The following is a 23,623-nucleotide window of genomic DNA, read 5'->3' as shown; positions in this document are numbered from 1 at the left end:
GTGCGCAGCACGTCGCCGACGGTCTCCTTCCGGCGCTCGTCCTCGAGGAAGCCGTTGACGCGCATCCATTCGTCGTTGAAGATCTTCGACATGTAGCCGCGTCCCGAGTCGGGCATCATGACGACCATCACGGCTTCGGCCGGGAGGTCGTGCGCGACGCGCACGGCGGCCGCGACCGCCGTACCCGAGGAGCCGCCGACGAGCAAGCCTTCCTCGCGCGCGATCCGCCGCGCCATGAGGAAGCTGTCCTTGTCGGTGATGCGCATGATCTGATCGATGACGCGCATGTCGACGGTCTGCGGGAGGTAGCTCATCCCGATCCCTTCGACCTTGTACGACTTCGGCGTGTCGCCGCTGTAGATCGAACCTTCCGGATCGGCGCCGACGACGACCAGCCGCGGGTTCTTTTCCTTGAGGTAGCGCGCGGTGCCGGAGATCGTGCCGCCGGTGCCCATCCCGCTCACGAAGTGGGTGATCTTGCCGGCCGTCTGTTCCCAGATCTCGGGGCCGGTCGTGACGTAGTGCGCGCCCGGGTTCATCGCGTTGTGCCACTGGTCGGGCTGGATCGCGCCGGGGATCTCGGCCGTCAGCCGGTTCGCGACGCCGTAGTACGACTCGGGCGAGTCGTTGGGGACGTTCGTCGGCGTGATCACGACCTCGGCGCCGTACGCCTTGAGCAGGTCGATCTTCTCCGAGGACATCTTGTCGGGCATCACCAGGATGCACCGGTAGCCGCGGATCGCGGCCGCCATCGCGAGGCCGGTACCGGTATTGCCCGAGGTCGCCTCGATAATGGTGGCGCCCGGTTTGAGGATGCCGCGGCGCTCCGCGTCCTCGATCATCGCGACGGCAGGACGATCCTTGACCGACCCGCCGGGATTCACGTATTCGACTTTGGCCAAGACGAAGCACGCCGCACCGTCGATCACGCGATGCAGACGGATGAGCGGGGTGTGGCCGACGGCGTCGAGCGCGTTCTCGTAATACGTCATCCCGGTCGCCTGGCGGGGTTCGGTCAGAGCCATAGCCCGGCGGCGTTCCGCAACTCCGCGGGCGCTGCCTGCGTCAGAAGGGATAGCTTGGTCTCGTTCGGGGAAGAAGGATAACATGGCCACCGATTTTCGGAACGGTGAGTTTCCGCGTCGCGGTCGCGACGCGCTCGACGGATACCTGTGGTTGACGCGGGTGTTCGACAAGGCGCGCGCCGCCCGAAACGGGACCATTCACGACTACATCTATCCCTGCCCGATGGACCGAGGCGTGTTCGACCGCTGGGGGATCACGGCGCGCATGTTCGACGCCGCCCTCGAGACGTGTCAGACCGACGACGAGATCCTGGCCTGGCTGAAGGCCCGCGTCCCCGAGGCGCGCCAGCAGGAAGCCAACCGCTGGTTACTCGACGAGAAGACCGGCAACTTGGATCGCCAAGACGCCGAAGAGGGCGTCGTCGTCGCCTAGCGGAACGGCGCGCGCGTGAGCCGCGTTCCTCTCGTCTGCCTGCTCGCGCCGGCCGTCTTGCTCGCCGCCTGCGGGGGGCCGCAGATTCCGCCCGCCCAGAACTACGGCACCATCCAAGGCCGCGCGTACGACGCCGCGTCCAACGTGGGCGTGGCCGGCGTCGTGGTGACGGTCGACGCGATCGACACCGCGACCACCGACGCCCAGGGTCACTACACGATCCCGAACATCCCGCTGGGGCTGTACGACCTGACCGCGAGCGCGCCCAGCGGATATTCGCTCGGCGCGATCCCGGAGGCGAACGGAAGTCTCGTCGCCGGCCAGATCGTCGAGGTCGACATTCCGTTGACCAAGCAGTAGTGCGGATCGTCGTCGCTCCCGACAAGTTCAAAGGGAGCCTCGACGCCGCCGGAGTCGCCGCCGCGCTGGCAGCCGGCGTGCGCGACGTCGCGCCGGACGCGGAGTGCGTGCTGGTGCCGATGGCCGACGGCGGCGACGGCACCGTCGCCGCGTTCCTCGCGGGCGGCGCGAGCGCGCGCCGCGTGCGCGTCCACGGTCCGCTGGGCGACGCCGTCGAGGCGACCTATGCGCGCGAAGGCGCCACGGCGGTGCTCGAGATGGCGGCCGCCTCCGGTTTGGTCTTGCTGCGCCGGCGCAAGCGCGACGCGCGGCGCGCGTCGACCCGCGGGACGGGCGAGCTGGTGCGTGACGCGCTCGACGGCGGCGCGCGCACGATCGTGCTGGGCATCGGCGGCAGCGCCACCACCGACGGCGGGGCCGGCGCGCTGGCCGCGCTCGGCGTGCGCTACTTCGACGCCGCCGGCGCCGAGCTCGACGCGACGCCGGCGGCGCTCGCCGGGGTGGCACGCGTCGACCTCGGCGGGCTCGACCCACGGCTGGCGGGCGTCGACCTCGCGATCGCGTGCGACGTCGACAACCCGCTGCTGGGTCCGCACGGCGCCGCGGCGATCTACGGTCCGCAGAAGGGCGCGACGCCCGCCGACGTGGCGTTCCTCGACGGCGTGCTGGCACGGCTCGCCGACGCGATGACCGCCGCGACCGGGCACGACGTGCGGAATCTGGCGGGCGCCGGTGCGGCTGGGGGCCTGGGTTGGGGTCTGGCCAGCGCCTGCGGCGCGCGGCTGGAGTCCGGCGTCGCGCTGGTGGCGCAGGTGCGCGGGCTCACCGGCGCGCTGCGCGGCGCCGACTGGTGCTTCACCGGCGAGGGACGGATCGACGAGCAGACGCTGCACGGCAAAGTCGTCGACGGCGTCGCCGGCGTGGCGCGCGCGGCCGGCGTGCCGATCATCGCGTTCGGCGGCAGCGTCGACCTGGGCGCCGAGGCGGCCTTGCGCGCGCGCGGCGTGCGCTGCGTCCCGATCGTGCCCGGGCCGGTCACGCTGGCGCGGGCGATGCGCGACGCCGCGCCGAACCTGCGCGCAGCGGCGGCCCGTACCGTCGCGCTCCTCTACGGAGGTTAGTCGCGCGATGCTCACGTTCGTCCTCGCCGCAGCGCTTTCCGTGACGCTCTCGCGCGCCGAGCAAGCAGAGATTCGCACGTTTCTCGCACACATGCCCAGCTGCGTCGATCACCCGGGCACGATTCCGCGCTACGCGGCTCATCCGATCGGTGAGCTCGACGGCCGACACGTGGTCGTGCTCGAATACCTCACGAACCCCTGCGGAGATTGTGGGGCCGCCGCCTGCCCGTTCCACATCTTGCAGCTGAACGCGCACGTCGCTACCGAAATCGGGCAAGTGTTCGGTACGACGTTGCGGACGATTCCCGCCCGGCCACTCGATACGTTGATCGTCGTCGACCATGTCAGCGCTTACGTTTCGAACGAAGAGCGGTGGGTTTGGCGTAGGGGTGTGTATCACGAAGCCTCGTCGAACCGTCTGCGATTTGACGGGACCCGGGCACCTTGGCTCGTCACGGTCCGCTTTCGGGCAGGGACGTCGGCGGCGCTCCTGCGGGGGCGACTCGGGATGAACTGGGGCGACGACTACCGGGTCTACGCGCGCCGTGGCCAACGGGTCGCCGTTTCGCATGTGCGGTCCGGGACGCCGCTGGACGTAGCGATCGTGCGCGCTGACGACACGTCGTCCGACTCGTTCGCGTTCCTCTATCCGACACATTACCCGTTCGGGCGGGCCCCGTACATCATTCCGAGGTCAGGGGCCTATGACGTTCGCGTCGGTCCAGCCATGTTCATCGGATCAGAATTGCCGCCGAAGCCGATGTATCCGTATTCGCTCGAGTTGAGTATCCGCTGACGTGCTCGTACTCATCCTCGCCATGAGCGTCGCCGTGGCGCCACTCGATGCGCGGCACGCGACCTTGCGGAGCTTGATCGTGACCGCAGGCGATGGTGCAGGCTGCACCGGGGCGCAACTGACGAGCGCGGTTGCGGGCGCGACGTTCCAGCGGCTGGGCTCGATCGGCGGCGACGAGGTCGCGCTGGCGTCGGTCGACGATTCGTGCATCTGCGGAGCGCAGAACTGCCCGTATTACGTCGTGCGCTTCGGTCGTCCGGCGAAGCTCCTGTACGCGACCTTCGGCATCAGCGCCGGAACGAAGCCCGGCTCGCCGTTGCCCGCGCTGGTTTTCACCGCGCACGACAGCGCGCTCGTCGTGGACGTGACGACCGCGGTTTGGCGGAACGGCGCGTATCGCGACGCACGCACCGAGCGCGTGCGCGGAGACACCGGTGCGGAGAAGCCCGACGGCGTCCCGATCCGGTTCGCGGCCGGCGCGTCGTCGACGGTGCTGCGCGGCAGCGCCTCGTCGGGGTGGTACGACTCCTACGCGTTCAGCGGCGCGAAAGGCCAGCGGCTGACGCTCTCGGTGGTGCAGGCCGGCGCGCCCGTGCACGTGCTGGTGTATCCGGCCGACGACGCGGGAGCGGTCGCCGAGGTGACGCCCGGCCGGCCGTACGCGCTGCCGAAGACGGGTTCGTACCGGCTGCAGATCGAGCTCGACACGGACGCCGACAAAGCGTACGCGGTGCGGTTCGCGATCCGCTAGGCGGTGGCGGGCCCGGCCGCGGTGCCGCCGCTGTTGGGGCGGAAGCGCACGTACGAGGCACGGGCCGCGACCGCCTCGTCGATGACCGCCATGACGACGGCGGCCAAGCGGTCGGGGTCGTGGCGGACCGTCAACGTCTCGCTGATCACGTCGGCCTTGACCACCCGCACGCCGAGCGCGCGCAGCGCGTCCTCGTCGACCCGCACCGGCAGCTGTCCTTCGACGGCGTAGGCGTCGCGCAGCTTGCGCGGCAGCTCATCGTTGACGATCGCGACGTCGCACAGCTTCGCGTCCGAACCTTGCGTCAACGCCCGCACGTGGTCGGCCGCGGTGTAGCCGTCGGTTTCACCCGGCTGCGTCATGACGTTGCAGACGTAGATCTTCACCGCGTTGGACGCTTCGATCTCGCGCGCGACCCGGTCGACCAGCAGGTTCGGCATGATCGAGGTATACAGCGACCCGGGCCCGAGCACGATCGCGTCGGCCTCGCGAATCGCCGAGACGACGTCCTCGAGCGGCTTGGCGAACGGCGGATCGAGGAAGACGCGCGCGATCGAACCGCCGGCCGACGAGATCTGCGACTCGCCTTCGACGATGGTGCCGTCGTCGAGCTGCGCGCACAGGCGCGCCGCCGCGAGCGTCGAGGGCAACACGCGGCCCTTGACGTTGAGCACGCGGCTCGAGACCTTGATCGCCTCGTCGAAGTTGCCGGTGATGCCGGTCATCGCGGCCAGGAACAGGTTCCCGAACGAGTGACCGCTCAGGCCTTCGCCTTCGGCGAAGCGGTAGCGGAACAGCTCGGTGACCAGCGCTTCGTCGTCGGCGAGCGCGACCAGGCAGTTGCGGATGTCGCCCGGCGGCAGCACGCCCAACTCTTTTTGCAGCCGCCCCGAGGAGCCGCCGTCGTCGGTGACGGTGACGACCGCGGTCAAGTTCGTGGTGACTTTCTTGAGGCCGCGCAGCATCGTCGAGAGGCCGGTGCCACCGCCGACGACGACGATGCGGTAACCCTGCTGCAAGCGGCGCTGCATGACCGCGTCCAGGATGCGGTTCGAGCCTTGCGGCGTCACCGCGCTGACGATCGCGGTCAGCCAGCGCCAAATCCCGAACGCCGCCAACAGCGCACCGACGCCGATGAAGACGTACGAGAGGTAGACCGGGGCGAAGAACTCGGCGACCAGCGAATCGACCAGCTCGTTGACGCGCAGCGTTTGTCCCTGATCGGTCAGGTAGCGTGAGATGCCGTTGACGAACAAGGCGGTGCCGATCACCGCCAGCAGCAGCCACCGTTTCACGCCCAGCCCCGGCAGCAGCCAGCGCGCCAGCGTGAGCGAGCGCCGCAGCCGCGCGCTCATCGGGCCAGATCCCGCGCGTCGAAGGTGGCGATCGCGCTGGTCGTCTCGCTGAGGTGCTGCTGAATGCGCCGGCCCAGGTAGACGCTGCGGTGCCGCCCGCCGGTGCAGCCGATCGCGACGCGCACCTGCGACTTGCCTTCCAGCGCGTAGCGCGGGATGAGGAAATCCAGCAGCGGCAAGACGCGCTCGAGGAACGCGTCGGTGTCGGGGACCGCCTCGAGGTAAGCGGCGACGGGGCCGTCGTAGCCGGTCAGGTCTCGCAGCGCCTCGACGTAATTGGGGTTGGGCAGAAAGCGCACGTCGAAGACGAGGTCGGCGTCGAGCGGGAGGCCGTACTTGAAACCGAAGGCGACGATCGCCACGCGCAGCCGCCGCGCTTCGCCGCCGACGAACGTCGTCGCGATGCGCTCCTTGAGCTCGCCGAGCGTCATGCGGCTGGTGTCCCAGACGACGTCGGCATGGTCGCGCAGCGGCGCCAGCGCGGTGCGCTCGGCGGCGATCGCCTCGCCCAGCCCGGCCCCGTCCTCGTGATAGGGGTGGCGGCGGCGCGTCTCGCTGTAGCGGCGGATCAGCGTGGCGTCGTCGGCGTCGAGGAAGAGCACCTCGGGGTGCTGGCCGCCGGCCTGCAGCGCCTCGACCGCGGCGACCGGATCGCCGAACGGACCGAGGGTGCGCACGTCGAGGGCGAGCGCGGCGTCACGCTGGCCGCCCTCGCGCGCCAACGCCACGAACGGAACGGCCATGACCGGCGGCGCATTGTCGAGGCAGGCGAAGCCGAAGTCCTCGAACGATTTCATCGCCTGGCTCTTGCCCGCGCCCGAGAGCCCCGTTACGATGACGAGACGACGCATCGATGAAGCTCTTTTCTGCTGAGAAGGCCAATGCCCTCATTCCGGTCCTGGAGCCGCTGCTCGAAGAGCTGTGGACGCGCCGGCGCGACTTGGCGATCCGGCTGCTGGAGACGGACCCGGAGCTGCACATCGGGCGCGCCGACGCCAACCGCGAGCGCCGCCGCTCGCGCGCGTTCGCGGAGCTGAAAGCCGAGATCGTGCGCCTGATCAACCGGATCGAAGCGCACGGCTGCGTCGTCAAAGACCTCGACCTCGGGCTGCTCGACTTCCCGTCGATGCGCGAGGGACGCCCCGTCTATCTCTGCTGGAAGGCCGGGGAGCGCGAGCTCACCCACTGGCACGGGACCGACGAAAGCTTCGCCGACCGCAAACTTCTCTAAACGGGGACGGCGGCCGGATCGACCTTGATGAAGTCCTCGGCCAGCCCTTGCAGGCGGACCTCGCCGAACTCGACCGTGTAGGCGCCGGCCGCCAGGTCGGTGACCTTGCCGAACTCGGGGACCGAGGCCAGTTGCGGGATCTTGGTCCGAATCTCGTCCGGCAGCTTGACGGTGTCGCCGACCTCGAGCGCGGGCTGGTCGAACAGCTTCTCGAGATCGTCCATCAGCAGGCCGAGCGGGATGCCGTAGCCTTCGCTGACCTGTTCGATCGTCTCGGTCTCGGAGATCGAGCAGTGCGAGCAGCCGCCCAGGTGGAAGCGCGCGAAAACGCGGCGTGCGCCGGCGTGCGTCTTGAACGCCTGCTCGACGGTCATGTCCTTGGAAAAGTGGGCCACGGTAGCCATCATTCGGCTTGACCGGTGTCGGGCCCCACCGGTTGCGGTCGGGGCCGAGCGGGGCACGACCTCGAGCAGCTGCTGGTCGTGCCACCGTCCCCGATCGCGCAGCCAGGCCGGCGGCACGACGTGCCGCACCTGCGGACGCAGGACGAAGTCGGCGTCGACGAACACGCGCTCGCTGGCCGTCCAGCGTCGAAGGGTCGCCGGGACGTCCGTCGGCCAGCCGATGAAGACCCTGCGCGCGCCGAGCTCGTGGGTGACGTACTCGCCGTACAGCAGCGCCGCGCCGTCGAGCCACTCTGCGATCACGATCGAGCCGTCCGGTGTGTGCGCGGCGACCGCATCGATCGTGTCCTGCGCGTTGCGCGAGTCGTGATACCCGAGCAAGTTCCGGTTCGCTTCGAGCTGCGTGGCGGCGGCGCCGAAGAGCGCGATGACGAGCACCCCCGTGGTGACCGCGCGCGGCCGGCCGGTCCGGACGGCCTGCGTGATCCCGGCGGCGGCTGCCGTCGCGACCAGCAGCGAGGGCAGCAAGTAGCGTGCGAAATCCGGCTCGACCGGCATGTACGCAAATGCGAACGGCACCGAGGCGAAGCCGCCGACCAGCACCGGCAGCAGCGCGCGCAGTCGCATGACGATCAGGACGATGCCCCACAACGCCAGCACCGCGACGATCGTCGTCAAGCGCAGCTGTGCTTGCGCCGCCCATTGCAGCGCGTCGGTGAACCACTGGCGCGGGTCGAGCGACTGCGAGAAGAACGAAGCGGCGCCGAACTGCGACCCGGAAATCTCGGTGACGAAGCCGGACCACGTGTCGGGATGAACCGCGCCGTAGACCGACGTTCCGGCGCCGTCGAGCGGCGGAGCGTCGTTGCGGTCGAGATGCTGCGCGGCGATGACCCAAGCGCGCAACGGCAAATACGCATAGAAGAGCAGCGGCGCGAGCAGTGCGAGCAGCGAAGCGCCCGCGATGCGCGGCGTGAACGCGCGCCGAAGCACGATGGCGGCGAGCGCGAGCCCCGGCAGCAGCCAGATCGCGTTGGGATGGATGGCCAAGCCGCAGCCGGTCAGCCCCGCGGCGAGGACGAATGCGCGCGTGGAACGCTCGAGCAGCGCGCGCTGGAGAACGACCAGCGTGGCACCGATCGCGGCCAGGACGAACGCGTGGACGTCGGCGCGCATGCCGCGCAGCCACACCTCTTGCGAGAAGCCGAACACGAGCGCCGCGCCGAGCGCGGCGAGCGGGTGCGCACCGAACCCACGCGCGAGGGCGTAGACGGCCAGGCACGCGCCGGCGACCGACAGCGCCGAGAGCAGGTTCAAGCGCCACGCCACGCTCGAGATCGGCAGCGCGTGCGAGATCAGCCAGCCGACGATCGTGTAGAGCGGGAAGCCGGTCGGGTGGAAGATGCCCGCCAGATACGGCACTGTTTGCGCTTCGCCGTAGTCCCAGCCGTCCGGCCACGGTGAGATCGACCACGTATATGCCGCGAGCGGCAATACGAAGGACAGCACCGCGGGAAGCACGCGCAGAACACGCTCGACGGACCGCCGCACCCTTGCCGGCGTTCCACCGGCAGCCGGAGCGTTTCCTGGCGAAGAGCAAAGCGCGGAGGAGCGCCTATACGCCGGATTCTGTTCCGCCCGAAGGCGGTGGCCGTCATCTCTCTGGGGCCGGCCTCACGGTCGACCTCGTTGCGACGTTGCTCGTTCCGCCGGGCCGGCGGGAGCTCCGAAGAGCCCGAATCGAGCGGTCTTGCTCCAGGTGGGGTTTACCCGCGCCCACGTCACCGTGGAGCGCCGTGCGCTCTTACCGCACGATTTCACCCTTAGAGGCTTCGCCCGGCATGCACCGGGCGAAGCTGTCCGGTATGTTTCTGTGGCACTTTCCTTCGAGTTGCCCCGACAGGACGTTATCCTGCACCCTGCCCGATGGAGCCCGGACGTTCCTCGACGCACCTGCGCCGCGACGGCCCAGCGCCCTCCGCGCGCTCGATGATAGCCGACGCGCGCCGGCGTGACAAGGGCGCGCTCAGGGTGAGACGGCGGCCTCCCAGCCGTCGTAGACGCCGCCGAAGGTCGTCGCGAGGCGGTGGAAGAGGATCCGTGACGCGCCGACGTGCTCGGGCGAGGGGACGTGCGTTTCGACCGCGATCACGGCCCATTCGGTGTCGACCTTGCCGTCGGGGCGCAGGCCCCGCGGTGCGCGCAGCTCCGGCGTGTAGCCGCGCGCGACGAGCTCGGCCGCGGCCTGCTCCGCCTGCGCACGCGTCGGGACGTAGAGATAGTACCGCAGCTCCGTCGGTTTGGTGAGGTCGGCGCCGGCGAGTCGTAACTGCTCGAGGATCTGCGCGTCGGCGCTCGTCTCGTTCGGAACGACGGTGGTGGTCGCGCGCTCCGGTCGCGCCGGGACATGCTCGCGCCGTACCGCGACCCACGCGATCGCGATGGCCGCGACGATCACCACGACCAAAACGATGGAGATGGTCATGCGCCTGCTCTTCCCCGACAGCACCACGGGCTACCGCTCTGCGAAACGAAAGGCCCGCATTCGCACGAACGCGGGCCAACGGCGACTGGTGGAGGATAGGAGACTCGAACTCCTGACCCCCTGCATGCCATGCAGGTGCTCTACCAACTGAGCTAATCCCCCGGGCGACCGACGACCGTTCACGCCGGCGGGCCTGGGGTCCTGCCCCGCTAGCGCACCAGCGTGCCCGCCTCGCGTGCCAGGCGTGCCATGGTACGGTCGAGGCGCTCGAGCAAGTGAGCTTCGGCGGTGAGGTCGGGCTGCGCGCGGCGGATCGCGTCGAACTGCGCGGCGGTGTCGACGGTGGCGTGGTCCTTGTGATCGGCCAGCCACGCTTGGGCGGCGGCGATGTTCGCAAGCATCGCCGGCTCGAGCTCGCGCAGGGCCTCGGCCGCACGGCCCTGCGCTAGGCCCGGCTCGCGATCGACCAGGCTGGCCACGTTGCGCGCGTAGTAGCTGTACTGGGCGAGCGAGTACATCCAGCGCCGCAGGTCGTGACTGGCTCCGGTGACGGCGGCCGGCGCCGAGACGATCGAACGCGCGCGCACGACGAAGCGTTGGATGCGATCGTCGAGCTCGTGCGCGGCGTCGATCGGGTCTTCGGTGCTGCGCGCGTCGAGCAGCTTGTCGATCGTGGCCGTGACGGCGCCGACGGCGCCCTCGAGCGCGTCGCGTGCGCTCGAGGCGATGACGTCGGCGGTGCGCGTCGGAAAGATCAGGGTCGAGGCCAGCCCGCCGAAAAGCGCGCCGATCGCCGTTTCGGCCAGCCGAATCTCCAACAGCTGGTTGCTGAAGCTGCCGAGCAGTGCGTAGAGCAGCGCGAGGTCGGCGGTGATGAAGAAGATCATCACGGCTTGCGAGATGCGCAGCGTGTACATCGCACAGAAGAGGAAAACGAAGACCGCCGCGACGTCGAGCATCTCGTTCCCGCGCAGCAGGTGCGCCAGCAGGATGCCGGCCAGCGCGCCGACGGCGGTGCCGATCGTGCGCTGCCAGGCGCGCGCGAGCGTCTCGCCCGCCGAGGCGGTGCCGCTGAACACGAAATAGGCGGCCAGCACCGCCCAGAACCAGCGCGAGGGTGAGAGCAGCTCGCCGACGGCGATCGACGCCGCCGACGCGACGGTGATCTGGACCGCCTGCCGCAGCGCGGGCTGCTGGGCGCCGGCTCCCGCCCCCCACGGCTGGTCGGTCACCGCCAGCCGTTCGACCGTCGAGCGCACCTGCGCGACCGAGGCGACCAAGTCGCAGATCGCCGTCGCCAGCTCGCGAGCTTCGGCGCCGGCGCCGGCGTCGTCGTCGACCCGGCCGGCGATCCGCGCGGCACGCTGCGGCGAACTCGACCGCAGCGCCCGGAGCGCCAGCCACAGCGCACGCGAGGTCGGAGCGCCGGAACGGCGCAGCCGGATCGCCGCTTGGGCGAGGTTTTCCGCCGCCAGCTCCGCGTCGAAGACGATGCGCACCTCTTCGACGTCGCCGCTGTCGCCCGCGCGCAACCGGTTCTCGATCGTCAGCGCCGTGGCGTTGAGTTGCTCGACGACGCGCCGGAGGCGTTGCAGCGCGCGCTCCTCGTCGCTCGCCGCGAGCAGGTCGAGCGACGCGCCGGCGACCAGACGTACGCGCGCGACGAAGGCGTCGAGCGTGTGTTGCGCGAGCCAATCCGACCGGTCCGGCAAGAGCACGAAGCGCACCAGGTACGTCAGCAGCGCGGCGATGACGATGGTGACGATCAGCTGCGGCAATTCCTCGCGCGTGGCCCCGAAGAAGAGCGTGAGGAAGTACGTGATCATCGCGATCGTGCCGAACGCCGTCCAGCGCGGGCCGCGCGCGCGGATCGCGACCGCGGTGAAGAGCACGATCAGGAACAGGACGTCGCCGACGACGGCGTGGCCCGCGACGAGCGTGCCCAACGCCGCGCCGATCGCGCCCGGGATCGGCACCAGCAGCGTCGTGCCGCGCGGGTGCGGATCGTTGACCGCGATCGCCGTCTGCATCGCGACGATCGCCGCCAGCACCGTCACGCTGGGCGAGAAGTGATAGGCGCTGGCCAACGTGCCGACCACGACCACCGAAAGCGCCACCGAGAGGGTCGTGCGCACGGCGGTAGCGAGTCGCGTGAGCCCCGGGTCCGAGGCGATCACGCGATCCCACGCCCAGATCGGAGCGGTCCGCCACACGCGGACAGCCTTCCCCGCCGCTGCCGCGATTCCACGCTCGCCTTCGGAGGGAGCGTCAGCTCGGCGGCGAGAGAGGACGGCTCATGCCCGACGCGCGCGGTTTCGCCCGCGGGACCGTGTTGTGGTGTGCCGGCGTCGACCTGCGCCTCACCCTACTGGCCGTTCCGCCCTTGATCCCGTCGATCCATCGCGCCCTGCGGCTGGACGAGTCGGGGATCGCCGCCCTCTCGAACCTCCCGGTGCTGGTGATGGCGCTGGCGTCGGTCTTCGGCTCGCTGCTGGTCTCGCGGCTCGGGCCGCGGCGCGCGCTCGGCGCCGGCCTGTTCGCGATCGCGTTGCCGGCCGCGCTGCGCGGCGTGGGCCCGTCGATTCCGATGCTGTTCACGATGACGATCGTGATGGGGCTCGGCATCGCGATCAGTCAACCGACGCTGGCCGCGCTCTCGCGCGCGTGGTTCCCCGGCCGCGTCGCGCTGGCGACCGGCATCTGGGCCAACGGGCTGTTGATCGGCGAGGCGATCCCGGCGTCGTTGACGCTGCCGCTGGTCGTGCCGCTGCTCGGCGGGAGTTGGGAACGCGCGCTGGCGGTGTGGAGCGCGTTCGTGGTGGTGACGGCGTTCGCCGTGCTGCTCGTGCCGCTGGGCGGCAACGAGCGACCCGCACCGGGCTCGCGCTGGTTTCCCGACCTGCGCGATCGCCGCGTGTGGCAGATCGGCGTGTTTCAATCGTCCGCGAGCCTAGCTTATTTCGGTGCCAACACCTTCATCCCCGACTACCTGCACGCGACGGGCCAGCCCCATTTGGTCGGACCCGCGCTGAGCGTGCTCAACGTCGGTCAGCTGCCGGCCTCGCTGCTGGTCGGCCTGATCCCACTGCGCCTGCTGGGGCGCCCCGTCAGCTCGCTGTTCGTCGCCGGACTGGTGCTCGGCGCGCTGTGCGCGTTCATCTGGGGCGGCGCGACGGGCGAGCTGGTCGCATCGGGGCTGTTCGGTCTGTGTGCCGCGTACGTGCTCACGCTGAGCTTCGCGATGCCGGCCCTGCTCGCAGCGCCCGAGGACGTGGCACGTGTGTCCGGCGGCACATTCGCGCTCGGGTACGCGATCGCGTTCGTCACGACGCTGCTCGCGGGCGCGTCGTGGGACGTGACCCACGTCCCGGCGGTGGCCTTCGCGCCGATCCTCATCGCGGCGGTGATCGTAGCTATTTTTGGTGTGATCCTTGGCAAATGCGTTCTCGCGGCAAAGCTGCCGATACTCTGAAGCAAGACCACACGTACTCCGCGGCTCTTGACAAAGCAAACGTGCGGTCCGCATGCTGGGGATGTCCCCGGCAGGCGCTCATGACCGGTGGATCTGTCAGACTGGGTGTGATGATGCAGTGTGCTTCTCCGGCTCGAACGATGCGGGGATCTGACTCGTGTATGTAGCCGCGTCCGTCGTTTCGACACGACTCGACCTGCTGCGTCGGCGCTGGCGCATCGAAGGCGGCATTCCGCCGGTGCCCGGCGCGCGCATCGATCCGAAGCGGAGCACCAGCGCGACCCTCAACATCGGCTCGACCGAGACGCCGCGCGACCTGCCCTTGACGTGGCGGAAGGACGACTACGTCGCGCGCGCCGCCGACGACGTGCGCTCGAACTTGGTCGGTGAGCGTCCCTTTCGCGGGACGTTCGTCATTTACGATCTCGACGCGGGCACCGTCGCCTGGCGCGAGAACTGGGGCGAGGGCCTGGTGACGCCGATGGGCTTCACCTTTGCCGACGACGTCCTGTACGTCGCCGACGGCGAGTCGGCGTGCATCTTCGTCGTGGACGTGCGCTCCACGCCCTCGCGGATCGTGCGGCGCATCTCGAACCCGGCCTTCAACGACTGCCACGGCATCGTGCGCAGCTCGCGCGGGCTGCTGGTCGCGTGCACGGGAAGCGACGGGATCGTCGAGGTGGACCTGGACGGCAACACGATCTGGCAGTGGTGGGCCCCCGAGCACGGCTTCGCGACGGCGCCGTCCGGGCACGTGCGCGAGAGCGGTCGCGGCACCGATCATCGCGGCGTGCAATATCACACCCGGTATCAGACCACGCACTTGAACAGCGTCGCGTTCGCCGACGACGACGAGCGCTTCGTCCTCACGACGCTCTTCCATCAAGGGATGTTGCTGCGCATCGACCGCGCGGCTCCCGAGCGCGCGCCGGAGGTGCTGATCGACGGGCTTGCGCGCCCGCACGCGATTCGCCGCATCCCCGGCGGCTGGTCGCTCGCCAACAGCTGGGCGCAAGAGCTGCTGCTGCTCGACGAACGATTCCAGGTCGTGCACCGCTACACCGGTGACGGCGGCTGGCTGCAAGACGGCTTCCGGCTTTCGGACGGTTCGTTCTTGCTCGACGACGTCGACGAGCACCGGCTCACGCGCGTCGCCGGGCCGCCGTTCCGCACCGTCAGCGTGACCGACTACGACAGCCTGTGGCGGATCTACGCAGTCGAAGAAGTGCCGGCGGCGTATCGCTCCGCGTTCGACCTGCGCAAGCTGCGCGTTCCGCAGACCGTCAGCGGAACGTTCGAGGTGCGGCGCGACCGCGAGCTCGAGCGCGAAAAGGGCCGGCTCGCCGGCTAAGCGCTCTCGGGCTTGCGTTCTCGGGGCGGCTCGTAGGTCGCGAGCCGCTCGTCCTGCTCGACGCGGCGGACGATTCCGGCTTCGAGATCGAGCAGCAGGTCCGCGAACGCGTCCACCCCGAGCGGCGCGAGGTACTCGTTGTAGAGGTCGCGCGGCCGGATGCCGGACGGGATCGCCAACGCGCGTTGCACGGCGATCGGGCCCGCGTCGACCTGGTCGGTCACCCAGAACCAGGTGACGCCGGTCTCCATCTCCCCGAGCTTGAGGGTCCAATACACCGCGTCGCGCCCGCGATGCCGCGGCAAGAGGCTCGGATGGAAGCACAGCGTTCCCAATGGCGGCGCGCTGTACTCGGCCTTGCGCACGATGCGCGTCGTCGCCGCCAACACGAACAGCGCGGCGTCGCCCTCGCCGACGACGCGGTAGCCGCGCCCCTCGCAGAGTGCGACCACGCCCTCGTAGACCGGGCCCTCGCCTTCGATCTTGATGGGCTGCAGCTGTGGGTTGGGCCGGACGGGGTGCACGCAGCCGACGTTCTCAACCGCCGGCGCCGGTGCCTCCGCTTCGAGGCTTTCAGGAGCGCTGCGCGAAGCCGTGCGCAACGTGAGGCGCGATCGAATCGACGCCGCCGGCGGCCTGCTGTTCCCGTTCGTCGTCGCGCTGTTGGGCTTCGTCGTCATAGCGCCCTCGCTGCGGACCGGCTGGTACGCCGACGACGCCTACTATTGGGCGCTGCCCGGCTGGTTGGCGTTGCGGCACGAGTCGCTGCTCGCGATCATGCAGCACGCCTTCGCGTTGTGGCTGTTCGGGAACGCTCGCTTCTACCCGGGGTTGGTGGTCGAGAAGTTCTGGGTGTTCGCGACCTTCACGGATGTGCTGGCGTACAAGTGGCTGCTGATCGTGCTCACGCTGGTGGCCGTCGAGCTGTTTCGGCGTTGCGTCGCGGTCTACGCCAGCCTCGGCGTGGCGAACCTCGCCGCGCTCGTCGTCTGCGCGATCCTGCAAGAGCGCGCCTATCACGATGCACTGCTGGCCTACAACGGGATGCCCCAAGTGGTCGCGATCGCCGTCTTGCTCTCGCTGCTCGCGTTCGCCGGGGCGGGTACGGGCCGGCGCACCGTGGCGTTCGTGCTGGCCGTCGTGGCCGGGCTGACCTACGAGGAGGTGTATGCCTTCGGGCTGCTCTACCTCGCGCTGGCGCGAACGCGGACGCCGAGCTGGGCCGTCGCGCTGCGTCGCGCGGCGCCGTTTCTCGCGCTCAGCGCGCTGCTGATGGCGCTCGGCGTCGCACTGCACCTGGCCTTTCCGCCGCACGGGAGCTATGCGCTCTCACTGGCGCCCGTGCCGCTGCTCGTCGCGGCCTTCGATCAGGTCGCGGCCGCGTTTCCGCTCGTGTACTGGGCGGCCGATCCGAACGGGATCTTCGGCCGTTCCTCGCTGGACGATTTCTGGCGTAACGCGCCGGTCGATCCGCTGCTGGTCGCGGCGTTCGCCGTCGCCGCGTGGGTCGCGCTGCGACGGCTCGACGACGCCGCGCGCGCCGGACCGCTGGCGGCGATCGGCGCGCTGGTCGTGCTGCTCTTGGCCGCGCCGGTCGCGATCTTGGTGAAGTACCAACACGAGTTGCGCCTGGGCCTGGGGTACCTGCCCGTCTTCGGCGAGTACTTCGGCGCGGCGCTGATTCTGGTCGCCGTCTGTTTGGCCGCGCGCGGCCGTTTCCCGCGCGTCGCGCCGGTCGTCGGAGCGGTGGCGATCGGTTTGGTCGCGGCGATGACGCAGGCCACCAACGTGCGAGTCGTGCGCGAGCTGGAGCCCGACGCGGTCGCGCAGCGCGCCTTCATACAGGCACTGCGCCACGGTCTGGTCGCCGGCGTCGCGGAGAATGCGACCGTCGCGACGCGGACGGCCGAGCCGTGGCTGGAACCGGACGGCACGGGACCCGAAGGGATCAGCGTGGCCGGCCTGTTCTACGCCTACGCGCACGCGCGCGTGCGGGTGGTTTCCGTCTCCGTGCATCCCGACGTCGTGCTGGAGTACGATCCGGCCGACGCCCGCTGGCGGCGTCGTTGAAAAAACCGCGCGACTGTGCTATCGTGACCGGCACTTCGGTGAGCGATCTGCGCGCGACGGACGTCCTGGCCAACGAACGCACCTTCCTCGCCTACGCGCGGACGGCGCTGGCGTTCATCGCGTTCGGCTTCGTCATCGCGCGCTTCACGCTGTACGTGCGCGAGGCGGCGGCGCTCGTGCACTTGACCTTGCCGCCGCAGACCGGCATCGGGGCCGCCTTCGGCTCGGCGATGGCGGTCTTCGGCGCCGCGTGCGGCTTGTACGGCGGCTACCGGTACGTCGTCACCGCGCGCGCCTTGCGCCGCGATCAGGTCGCGCCGCTCGGCGATCGCACGGCGCTCCTCGGAGCCGCCGTCATCGCGGCGATCGGATTGATCATCGCGTTCGTCTTGCCGACGGTACGCTGAGCCACGTGCCGGCCTACGCGCCGCCGCAGCCGTGCTCGCTGTTCATCCCCGTGTACGCCGCGTGCTGTCGGTAGTCGTACACGCGGTACTGCCGCTCGCGCGGGTCCGTGTCCGGATCGCACGTCTCGCTCGGTGCCGGGCCGCCCAAGAAACACACCTGCACGCGGTCGCCGGGATGCTCGCGCCGCATGACGTCGTTGCCGGCCGTCCCTTCGTAGTGAATGACGACCACCGGTGCCGGCTTCTGCGCCGGATCGGAGCCGAGCGTGGTCGCGAACACGACCTCGACTCCGCTGGCGTCGAAGTCTCGCGCGGTGAAGGTGGTACGGCCGTCGGTCGTCAGCCGCGGCTCGACCGAGGTGACGGTCGTGTCGACGCACGGGATCGAGCGGTAATGCCACGGGCCGGGCTTCTGGCCGGCCTGAGCGTACGGCGTGCTGCCCAGCACGAGCGCGACGGCACTCGCCGCGAGGCGAGCGCCGTGCCCACGGGCGCTACTTCGGATCGAAGTGGTTCGAGCGCCAGATCGCCTGGACGTCGGAGCCGGAGACATAGGCCATGAACTCCTTGGCGGCGTCGACGTGCGCGCCGTTCTTGACGACGTTGACCATGTAGCGGTTGGTGACCGTCGTGTCGGCCGGCAGCGCCACGACGACGTACTTCGTGTCGCTGGGCGTGACCTCGGACGAGAGGGCGATCGCGGCGTCGATCACGCCTTCGTCCATCTGCGGGTAGAACTTGGTCGAGAGCGCCGCGGTGGTCACCGTGTTGGCCTTGTACTTCTCGGGAAAGTCGGCGCCGTAGGTGCGCGCGAGGTTGCGCAGCGTCTGGTCCTGATACGCCTCGACGACCGATCCCGACGTGCCCGCGCCGACCCGAACGCCCTTGTTGCCCAAGTCTTTGGGCGTGTGGATCTTGCTTTCCGACTTCTTCGCGACGACGACGATGGTGTGGTTCTGGAACGCCAGCGCCGAGCCGCTGAACAGCGGCGCGTTCTTGTCGACCAGCGTGTCCGGTACGATGATGAGATCGACCGGCTGATTCTTCTTGACCATTTCTAAACTGGTGACGCTGGGCGCGTATTGTGCGGTGACCGCGACGTCGGGGTGCGCCTTCTGGTAGTTCTTGATGATCGCATCGAGGCTCGACTGCGAGATCGGCGGTGCGAGAATCGTCAGGGTCGTCGCCGCGTCCGAGACGGCGGGGACGAGTGCAAGGGCGAAGGCACCGAGAACGGCGGCGAAACGCATGATCATGGAAATGCCTCGAAAAGGCGGCTAGGAAGCAACCACCCTGTCCTCACGTTTCGGCAATCCGTTCTCGAACCTGAGGCCCCACGGCGCCCGCGCGCGGCTGTGCGCGCGATCGGCGACGTCGACGACGTATGACGTGCGTCGCGATGCACGATGCCTGCCGCCAGGGCGAACTTGTGGAGACGAGGGGACTCGAACCCCTGACATCCTGCTTGCAAAGCAGGCGCTCTACCAACTGAGCTACGTCCCCCGAACAGCCGCCCCTCTTCGCCGTGCAGGTGAGGAAAGGCCTCGCGCCGAGCATAGGTGGGAGGAGATGTCCTCGGCAACGACTTCAGCCCTACCGTATCCTCGGGCTCCGCGGGTGGACCAGATCGACGACTACGGTGGTGTCCGGGTAGCCGACCCGTACCGCTGGCTCGAGGACGTCGGTTCGCCGCAGGTGCAGGCGTGGATCAGCGAAGAGAACGCGCTCACGCAAGCGTTCTTGGCGGCCGTGCCCGGCCGCGAGAAGATTCGCGTCCGCCTGACCGAGCTGTGGAACTACGAGCGGCGCTCGGTGCCGGAGAAGATCGGCGAGCACTACGCGTGGTTCCGCAACACGGGTTTGCAGAACCAAGCCGTTCTCTACGTCACGCGCGACCTCGCCGAGCCCGGCCGCGTGCTATTGGATCCGAACACGTTCTCGCCCGACGGGACGGTCGCGCTCTCGGGGGCCTCGTTCAGCGACGACGGCAGCCGGCTCGCGTACAGCGTCTCGAGCTCGGGGTCGGATTGGCAAGAATGGCGGGTCCGCGACGTCGCGAGCGGACGAGACCTGCCCGATCTCGTGCGTTGGGCGAAGTTCAGCGTCGCGGCGTGGAAGCACGACGGGTCGGGCTTTTGGTACGCGCGCTACGACGAGCCGCGCGCCGAGACGCAGTTCAAGGACGCGACCTACTACCACAAGGTCTACTTCCATCGGCTGGGGACGCCGCAGTCGACCGACGTGCTCGTCTACGAGCGGCCCGACCACAAGGAGTGGACTTTCCACACCGACGCCACCGAGGACGGCCAGTACCTGGTCGTGAGCGCGAATCGCGGCACCGAGCCGGAGAATCGCGTCTTCGTGCTGGTGCTGAACGCCGGCCGTCGCATCGTCGAGCTGTTGCCCGACGGGGACGCGCGCTGGGAATTCCTGGGCAACGACGGGACGCGATTTTATTTTCTGAGCAGCAAAGAGGCACCGCGCGGCCGGATCGTCTCGGTCGACCTGGAGTCGCGCGCGCTGGCCGAGATCGTCCCCGAGACGTCGGACGTCATCGAAGGCGCGCACCTGGTCGGCGATCGCGTCGTCACCATGCGGCTGCGCGACGCGGTCGCGCGCGTCGCGGTCCACCGGCTCGACGGCACGCCGCTGGGCGAGGTCGCGGTACCGGGACTCGGGACCGTCGCCGGATTCACCGGCAAGCGCCACGACCGCGAGACGTTCTACAGCTTCACCAGCTACAGCCGGCCGGCGACGATCTTCCGTTACGACGTGGAGAGCGGGCGCTCGACGCAGGTCTTCTCGCCGCCGCTGCGCTTCGACGCCGACGCGTTCGTCAGCGAACAGGTGTTTTACACCTCGAAGGACGGGACGCGCATCCCGATGATCATCACGCGCCGCCGCGACCTGCAGCGCGACGGGGAAGCGCCGACGATTCTGTACGGCTACGGCGGCTTCGACGTCTCGCTCACCCCGACGTTCTCTTCGGCAGTGCTGGTCTGGCTCGAGCTGGGCGGCGTCTTCGCGGTGGCGAACTTGCGCGGCGGCGGCGAGTACGGCGAGGCCTGGCACCAGGCCGGGGTGCGCCAGCACAAGCAGAACGTGTTCGACGACTTCTTCGCGGCGGCGGAATACCTGATCGCCGAGAAGTGGACCGCGACGCCGAAACTCGCGATCCACGGCGCCTCGAACGGCGGACTGCTCGTCGGCGCGTGCGTGACGCAGCGGCCGGAGCTGTTCGGCGCGGCGCTCCCGTCGGTCGGCGTGATGGACATGCTGCGCTTCCAGCGCTTCACGATCGGCTGGGCGTGGGCGTCGGATTACGGCTCGTCGGACAACCCCGAGGACGTGCGCACGCTGCTGGCCTACTCGCCGTATCACAACGTGCGCGTCGGCACGCGCTATCCGGCCATGCTGATCTCGACCGGCGACCACGACGATCGCGTCTTTCCGGCGCATTCGTTCAAGTTCGCCGCGGCGGTCCAGTACGCGCAGGCCGGCGACGCGCCGATCCTGCTGCGCGTCGACACGAAGGCCGGCCACGGCGCCGGCAAACCGACCGCGAAGATCATCGACGAGGTCGCGGACCGGTATACGTTCTTGGTCGCCACGCTGAAGATGCCGGCGCCGTAGCGCCGGCACCCGCGTGACTCAGCTGCGCGCCGGCGAGGTCGGCAGCGCCGCGATGCGCGCCGCGCCGCTGGCGTAGGCGATCAGCTCGGCGACGCACGTCTCGACGTCGGCGCTCTCGGTGTCGAGCACCAGGTCGGGCGCTTCGGGGACGTCATAGGGGGCATCGACGCCCGTGAACCCCTGGATCTCGCCGGCACGTGCGCGCCGGTAGAGGCTCTTCGGGTCGCGCGCCTCGCACGTCGCCAGGGACGCCCGCACGAAGGCCTCGTGGAACGTGCCGCCGACGATGGCGCGTGCTCGCGCACGGTCGGCCGCGCCCGGCGAGACCAGCGAGACCAGCACGATATTGCCGGCGTCCGCCAGCAGCTTGGCGACCTCGGCGACGCGGCGTATGTTCTCGCGCCGTCCTTCGGGCGAGAAGTCCAAGTCGGCGTTGAGGCCGGAGCGCAGCGTGTCGCCGTCGAGGACGTAGACGTTGAAGCCACGCCGGAACAGCTCGCGCTCCGCGCGCATACCGAGCGTCGTTTTGCCGGCGCCCGGCAGACCGGTCATCCAGAGCACCAGCCCCGCATAGCCGTTGCGCGCGGCGCGCTCGGGTGCGCCGATGAGGTGCGAGGCGGCGTAGACGTTCGCACCCTGCGCGGTCAGCTGCTCGGCGTGGGCGGCGGCGATCGGCACGCCGTGGCGCTCGATCGCGCAGCGGGCGTTCTGGTCGAGCGCGACCGGAACCGCGGTCCGCAGTGCGAGCGCGTAGACGGTGCCGCGCGTCCCGCCGCTGCGTTCGACCGCGGTCAGCGTGCGCGGGTCGACGGTTTCGAGCACCGCGGTCACCTGCGCCGCGACGTCGGCGCTGCCGACGCGCAGCCGCACGGTCTCGTCGACGTGCGGCGGCTCGCGGTCGAACCAGCAGGCGCGCACGTGCAGCGAGCGGACCGTGACCGGGTGCTGATCGACGTGCGAGAGCAAGTCGCCGCGGTCGACGAAGACGGCGGAGCCGAACACGAGCGCGACCGGCTCGCCGGCCCGCGCTTCGTGCGGGTCGTGCGGCCAGCCGCGCAGCGCGGCGACCGTCGCGGTTTCGCCCGACGGCGCGATGCGCACGACGTCGCCGACGGCGACGCGACCGCTGCGCACGGTACCGACGACGAGCCGCTCGTCCGCGCGGCGGTAGACGTCTTGCACCCACATGCGCAGCGGCGCGCGCTCGGCGGAGTCTTCGGCGGCGGTGATGCCGCCCAGCAGTTCGGCCAGCGTCGGACCGGTGTACCAGGGCGTGCGCTCGGAGCGCTGGACGACGTTGTCGCCGTCGCGCGCGGAGATCGGAACGATGGCGCGCACGTCGACGCCCACCGCTTCGAGCGCGGTGCGCGCGGCCTCGCCGGCCGCGATCGCGCGCTGCGGATCGTCGACGGCGTCGATCTTGTTGAGCGCGACGATGACGTCGGGAATCGCCAGCAGGCCCAGGAGATAGATGTGCCGGCGCGTCTGGTCCTCGACGCCACGTTCGGCGTCGACGACCAGGATCGCCGCGTCGGCGTCGCTGGCGCCGGTCATCGCGTTGGCCAGGAACTCTTCGTGGCCCGGCGCGTCGATGATCGCGAACCGCCGTCCGTTCAAGGTGAACCAGACGCGGGTCGTATCGATGGTGACGGCCTGGTCGCGCTCTTCTTGCAACGCGTCGAGCGCGAACGACCATTCGGTCTGCAAGCCGCGGCGACGGCTGCTGGCGATGACCTCGGCAATGCGAGCTTCCGGCAGCGACCCGGTGTCGTAGAGCAGGCGCCCGATGAGCGTCGACTTGCCGTGATCGACGTGACCGAGCACGACGACGCGCGCTTCCGCGGTCATCACATGTACCCGCCGGCGCGCAGCTGCTCGAACGATGCCTCGCTCTCGTGGTCCATGGTGCGGCCCGCGCGTTCGGGTTCGCGCGTGGTGCTCAGCTCCTCGATGATCGCGTCGATCGAGTCGGCCGTGCTCGGGATCGGCTTGGTGATGTTCTTCTCGCCCAGGGAGCGGTAGCGGTAACCGTCGCGCGCGAGATAGAGCGGCACGATCGGGATGTTCTCGCGCTTGGTGTAGCGCCACACGTCGAGCTCGGTCCACGCCAGCAACGGGTGCACGCGCACGTGACCGCCGTGCGGAATGTCGGTCAGCGTGTAGCCCCAGAACTCGGGCGGCTGCTCGCGCACGTTCCAGTTCCCGTCGAGCGCGCGCGGGCTGACGATCCGCTCCTTGGCGCGCGTGGCCTGCTCGTCGCGCCGAATGCCGACGAAGACCGCTCGGTAGCCGCCGGTCGCGATCGCGTTGCGCAGCCCTTCCGACTTACGCGCCGCGGCGCGTGACTGCGGCGGCAGGCTGGGGTCGCACGCCTCCTCGGACGGACACTCCTCGTTCTGGAAGTCGAGTCCCCACTCGGCCGCGATGCGGTCGCGGAACGCGTAGACTTCGGGCAGCTCCATGCCGGTATCGAGCAGCATGACCTTCATCGGGATCGGACCCAGGAAGGCTTTGCGCATCAGCCACAAGAGGGCGGTCGAATCCTTGCCCATCGACCACAGCACGCAGGAGGGCGTGAAGAGCCGATAGGCGTCGCGGATCACTGCGATCGCCTGGCTCTCCAAACGGTTGAGTTCGAGGTCGTCCACCAACAATCTCCGTCGGGGTCGGCACGGACCCGCGCCGCGCCGGAATACCCCTTAAGGCACTATCGTCCGCGAAGGCTGCGA

The 23,623-nt window shown here is 69.7% G+C and carries 22 protein-coding genes, 2 tRNA genes and 1 other RNA gene; 11 read left to right on the top strand and 14 right to left on the bottom strand.

All coding sequences use genetic code 11. The features are described from left to right. Window positions 1-1,025, bottom strand: a 1,025-nt coding sequence (locus tag VMD91_06375) for a cysteine synthase (GenBank protein HTW83670.1), incomplete at its 3' end; no start/stop codon positions are given. Between the two features lie 82 nt (window positions 1,026-1,107). On the opposite strand from VMD91_06375, the gene VMD91_06370 reads away from it, so the two are divergent. The 5 genes from VMD91_06370 to VMD91_06350 all read left to right on the top strand — a co-directional run bounded on the left by VMD91_06370 (window position 1,108) and on the right by VMD91_06350 (window position 4,486). Continuing rightward, window positions 1,108-1,458: a DUF5069 domain-containing protein gene (locus VMD91_06370; protein ID HTW83669.1), complete on the top strand. Its 351-nt coding sequence runs from the start codon at window positions 1,108-1,110 to the stop codon at window positions 1,456-1,458. Window positions 1,459-1,473: 15 nt separating this feature from the next. Beyond that, window positions 1,474-1,818 (top strand): carboxypeptidase-like regulatory domain-containing protein, encoded by a 345-nt coding sequence (locus VMD91_06365; GenBank protein ID HTW83668.1) that lies wholly within the window; start codon window positions 1,474-1,476, stop codon window positions 1,816-1,818. After that, the gene (locus VMD91_06360; protein HTW83667.1) at window positions 1,818-2,939 is read left to right on the top strand and encodes a glycerate kinase; all 1,122 of its coding nucleotides are present in this window, start codon (window positions 1,818-1,820) and stop codon (window positions 2,937-2,939) included. The genes VMD91_06365 and VMD91_06360 overlap by 1 nt, the downstream gene beginning before the upstream one ends. 7 nt (window positions 2,940-2,946) lie before the next feature. Further along, on the top strand, window positions 2,947-3,735 hold the full coding sequence (locus VMD91_06355) for a hypothetical protein (GenBank protein HTW83666.1): 789 nt from the start codon (window positions 2,947-2,949) through the stop codon (window positions 3,733-3,735). 79 nt (window positions 3,736-3,814) lie between these two features. Next, window positions 3,815-4,486: a hypothetical protein gene (locus VMD91_06350; GenBank protein ID HTW83665.1), complete on the top strand. Its 672-nt coding sequence runs from the start codon at window positions 3,815-3,817 to the stop codon at window positions 4,484-4,486. On the opposite strand, the gene VMD91_06345 is transcribed toward VMD91_06350, so the two are convergent. Both VMD91_06345 and rapZ read right to left on the bottom strand, forming a co-directional pair. After that, complete coding sequence (locus tag VMD91_06345; protein HTW83664.1) at window positions 4,483-5,841, bottom strand: gluconeogenesis factor YvcK family protein; 1,359 nt, start codon at window positions 5,839-5,841, stop codon at window positions 4,483-4,485. The two genes, VMD91_06350 and VMD91_06345, sit on opposite strands and share 4 nt — an antisense overlap. Next, complete coding sequence (rapZ, locus tag VMD91_06340) at window positions 5,838-6,692, bottom strand: RNase adapter RapZ (GenBank protein HTW83663.1); 855 nt, start codon at window positions 6,690-6,692, stop codon at window positions 5,838-5,840. Before rapZ ends, VMD91_06345 begins: the two co-directional genes overlap by 4 nt. Before the next feature lie 2 nt (window positions 6,693-6,694). Between rapZ and VMD91_06335 the strand changes: the two genes are divergently transcribed. Next, on the top strand, window positions 6,695-7,072 hold the full coding sequence (locus VMD91_06335) for a DUF2203 domain-containing protein (protein HTW83662.1): 378 nt from the start codon (window positions 6,695-6,697) through the stop codon (window positions 7,070-7,072). Here VMD91_06335 and VMD91_06330 read toward each other — a convergent pair. From VMD91_06330 to VMD91_06310, 5 genes are all read right to left on the bottom strand, one after another. After that, entirely contained in the window at window positions 7,069-8,985 is a 1,917-nt protein-coding gene (locus VMD91_06330; GenBank protein ID HTW83661.1) for a DUF2723 domain-containing protein, read from the bottom strand. The genes VMD91_06335 and VMD91_06330 overlap by 4 nt on opposite strands. Window positions 8,986-9,077: 92 nt before the next feature. Continuing rightward, window positions 9,078-9,456: RNase P RNA component class A (gene rnpB / locus VMD91_06325), an RNA gene on the bottom strand. Between the two features lie 46 nt (window positions 9,457-9,502). Beyond that, entirely contained in the window at window positions 9,503-9,961 is a 459-nt protein-coding gene (locus tag VMD91_06320; GenBank protein ID HTW83660.1) for a ribonuclease E inhibitor RraB, read from the bottom strand. Window positions 9,962-10,047: 86 nt separating this feature from the next. After that, window positions 10,048-10,123, bottom strand: a tRNA-Ala gene (locus VMD91_06315). A gap of 47 nt (window positions 10,124-10,170) precedes the next feature. Next, window positions 10,171-12,174 (bottom strand): FUSC family protein, encoded by a 2,004-nt coding sequence (locus VMD91_06310; GenBank protein HTW83659.1) that lies wholly within the window; start codon window positions 12,172-12,174, stop codon window positions 10,171-10,173. 83 nt (window positions 12,175-12,257) lie between these two features. On the opposite strand from VMD91_06310, the gene VMD91_06305 reads away from it, so the two are divergent. Then, entirely contained in the window at window positions 12,258-13,433 is a 1,176-nt protein-coding gene (locus VMD91_06305; protein HTW83658.1) for an MFS transporter, read from the top strand. Window positions 13,434-13,590: 157 nt separating this feature from the next. After that, entirely contained in the window at window positions 13,591-14,784 is a 1,194-nt protein-coding gene (locus VMD91_06300; protein HTW83657.1) for a hypothetical protein, read from the top strand. On the opposite strand, the gene VMD91_06295 is transcribed toward VMD91_06300, so the two are convergent. Then, window positions 14,781-15,308 (bottom strand): formyltransferase family protein, encoded by a 528-nt coding sequence (locus VMD91_06295; protein ID HTW83656.1) that lies wholly within the window; start codon window positions 15,306-15,308, stop codon window positions 14,781-14,783. The genes VMD91_06300 and VMD91_06295 overlap by 4 nt on opposite strands. A gap of 79 nt (window positions 15,309-15,387) precedes the next feature. On the opposite strand from VMD91_06295, the gene VMD91_06290 reads away from it, so the two are divergent. Together VMD91_06290 and VMD91_06285 are read left to right on the top strand one after the other, a co-directional pair. After that, window positions 15,388-16,854, top strand: a complete 1,467-nt coding sequence (locus tag VMD91_06290) for a hypothetical protein (protein HTW83655.1) — start codon at window positions 15,388-15,390, stop codon at window positions 16,852-16,854. Between the two features lie 23 nt (window positions 16,855-16,877). Next, window positions 16,878-17,261 (top strand): DUF202 domain-containing protein, encoded by a 384-nt coding sequence (locus VMD91_06285; protein HTW83654.1) that lies wholly within the window; start codon window positions 16,878-16,880, stop codon window positions 17,259-17,261. A gap of 13 nt (window positions 17,262-17,274) precedes the next feature. Here VMD91_06285 and VMD91_06280 read toward each other — a convergent pair whose 3' ends face one another. From VMD91_06280 to VMD91_06270, 3 genes are all read right to left on the bottom strand, one after another. Further along, on the bottom strand, window positions 17,275-17,709 hold the full coding sequence (locus VMD91_06280) for a hypothetical protein (GenBank protein ID HTW83653.1): 435 nt from the start codon (window positions 17,707-17,709) through the stop codon (window positions 17,275-17,277). A 46-nt stretch (window positions 17,710-17,755) separates the two neighbouring features. Then, window positions 17,756-18,517: an extracellular solute-binding protein gene (locus tag VMD91_06275; GenBank protein HTW83652.1), complete on the bottom strand. Its 762-nt coding sequence runs from the start codon at window positions 18,515-18,517 to the stop codon at window positions 17,756-17,758. Between the two features lie 174 nt (window positions 18,518-18,691). Continuing rightward, window positions 18,692-18,764: transfer RNA gene (locus tag VMD91_06270), tRNA-Ala, on the bottom strand. 66 nt (window positions 18,765-18,830) lie between these two features. Here VMD91_06270 and VMD91_06265 point away from each other — a divergent pair. Beyond that, on the top strand, window positions 18,831-20,894 hold the full coding sequence (locus tag VMD91_06265) for a prolyl oligopeptidase family serine peptidase (protein ID HTW83651.1): 2,064 nt from the start codon (window positions 18,831-18,833) through the stop codon (window positions 20,892-20,894). A gap of 18 nt (window positions 20,895-20,912) precedes the next feature. On the opposite strand, the gene cysC is transcribed toward VMD91_06265, so the two are convergent. Together cysC and cysD are read right to left on the bottom strand one after the other, a co-directional pair. Further along, the gene (cysC, locus tag VMD91_06260; GenBank protein ID HTW83650.1) at window positions 20,913-22,742 is read right to left on the bottom strand and encodes an adenylyl-sulfate kinase; all 1,830 of its coding nucleotides are present in this window, start codon (window positions 22,740-22,742) and stop codon (window positions 20,913-20,915) included. Next, window positions 22,742-23,542, bottom strand: a complete 801-nt coding sequence (cysD, locus tag VMD91_06255; protein HTW83649.1) for a sulfate adenylyltransferase subunit CysD — start codon at window positions 23,540-23,542, stop codon at window positions 22,742-22,744. The genes cysC and cysD overlap by 1 nt, the downstream gene beginning before the upstream one ends. Window positions 23,543-23,623 lie beyond the last annotated feature (81 nt).

It is taken from the genome of Candidatus Sulfotelmatobacter sp. (assembly GCA_035504415.1).
GTDB lineage: Bacteria > Vulcanimicrobiota > Vulcanimicrobiia > Vulcanimicrobiales > Vulcanimicrobiaceae > Vulcanimicrobium.
The sequence above is the reverse complement of the archived record's forward strand: the minus strand, read 5'-3'. Positions and strand labels throughout refer to the sequence as shown.

Excerpts from the sequence above, each read along its gene's own strand:
- VMD91_06370 (HTW83669.1), top strand. The coding sequence starts at position 1,108 with ATGGCCACCGATTTTCGGAACGGTGAGTTTCCGCGTCGCGGTCGCGAC.
- VMD91_06355 (HTW83666.1), top strand. The coding sequence starts at position 2,947 with ATGCTCACGTTCGTCCTCGCCGCAGCGCTTTCCGTGACGCTCTCGCGC.
- VMD91_06345 (HTW83664.1), bottom strand. The coding sequence starts at position 5,841 with ATGAGCGCGCGGCTGCGGCGCTCGCTCACGCTGGCGCGCTGGCTGCTG.
- rapZ (HTW83663.1), bottom strand. The coding sequence starts at position 6,692 with ATGCGTCGTCTCGTCATCGTAACGGGGCTCTCGGGCGCGGGCAAGAGC.
- VMD91_06335 (HTW83662.1), top strand. The coding sequence starts at position 6,695 with ATGAAGCTCTTTTCTGCTGAGAAGGCCAATGCCCTCATTCCGGTCCTG.
- VMD91_06320 (HTW83660.1), bottom strand. The coding sequence starts at position 9,961 with ATGACCATCTCCATCGTTTTGGTCGTGGTGATCGTCGCGGCCATCGCG.
- VMD91_06305 (HTW83658.1), top strand. The coding sequence starts at position 12,258 with ATGCCCGACGCGCGCGGTTTCGCCCGCGGGACCGTGTTGTGGTGTGCC.
- VMD91_06275 (HTW83652.1), bottom strand. The coding sequence starts at position 18,517 with ATGATCATGCGTTTCGCCGCCGTTCTCGGTGCCTTCGCCCTTGCACTC.
- VMD91_06265 (HTW83651.1), top strand. The coding sequence starts at position 18,831 with ATGTCCTCGGCAACGACTTCAGCCCTACCGTATCCTCGGGCTCCGCGG.
- cysC (HTW83650.1), bottom strand. The coding sequence starts at position 22,742 with ATGACCGCGGAAGCGCGCGTCGTCGTGCTCGGTCACGTCGATCACGGC.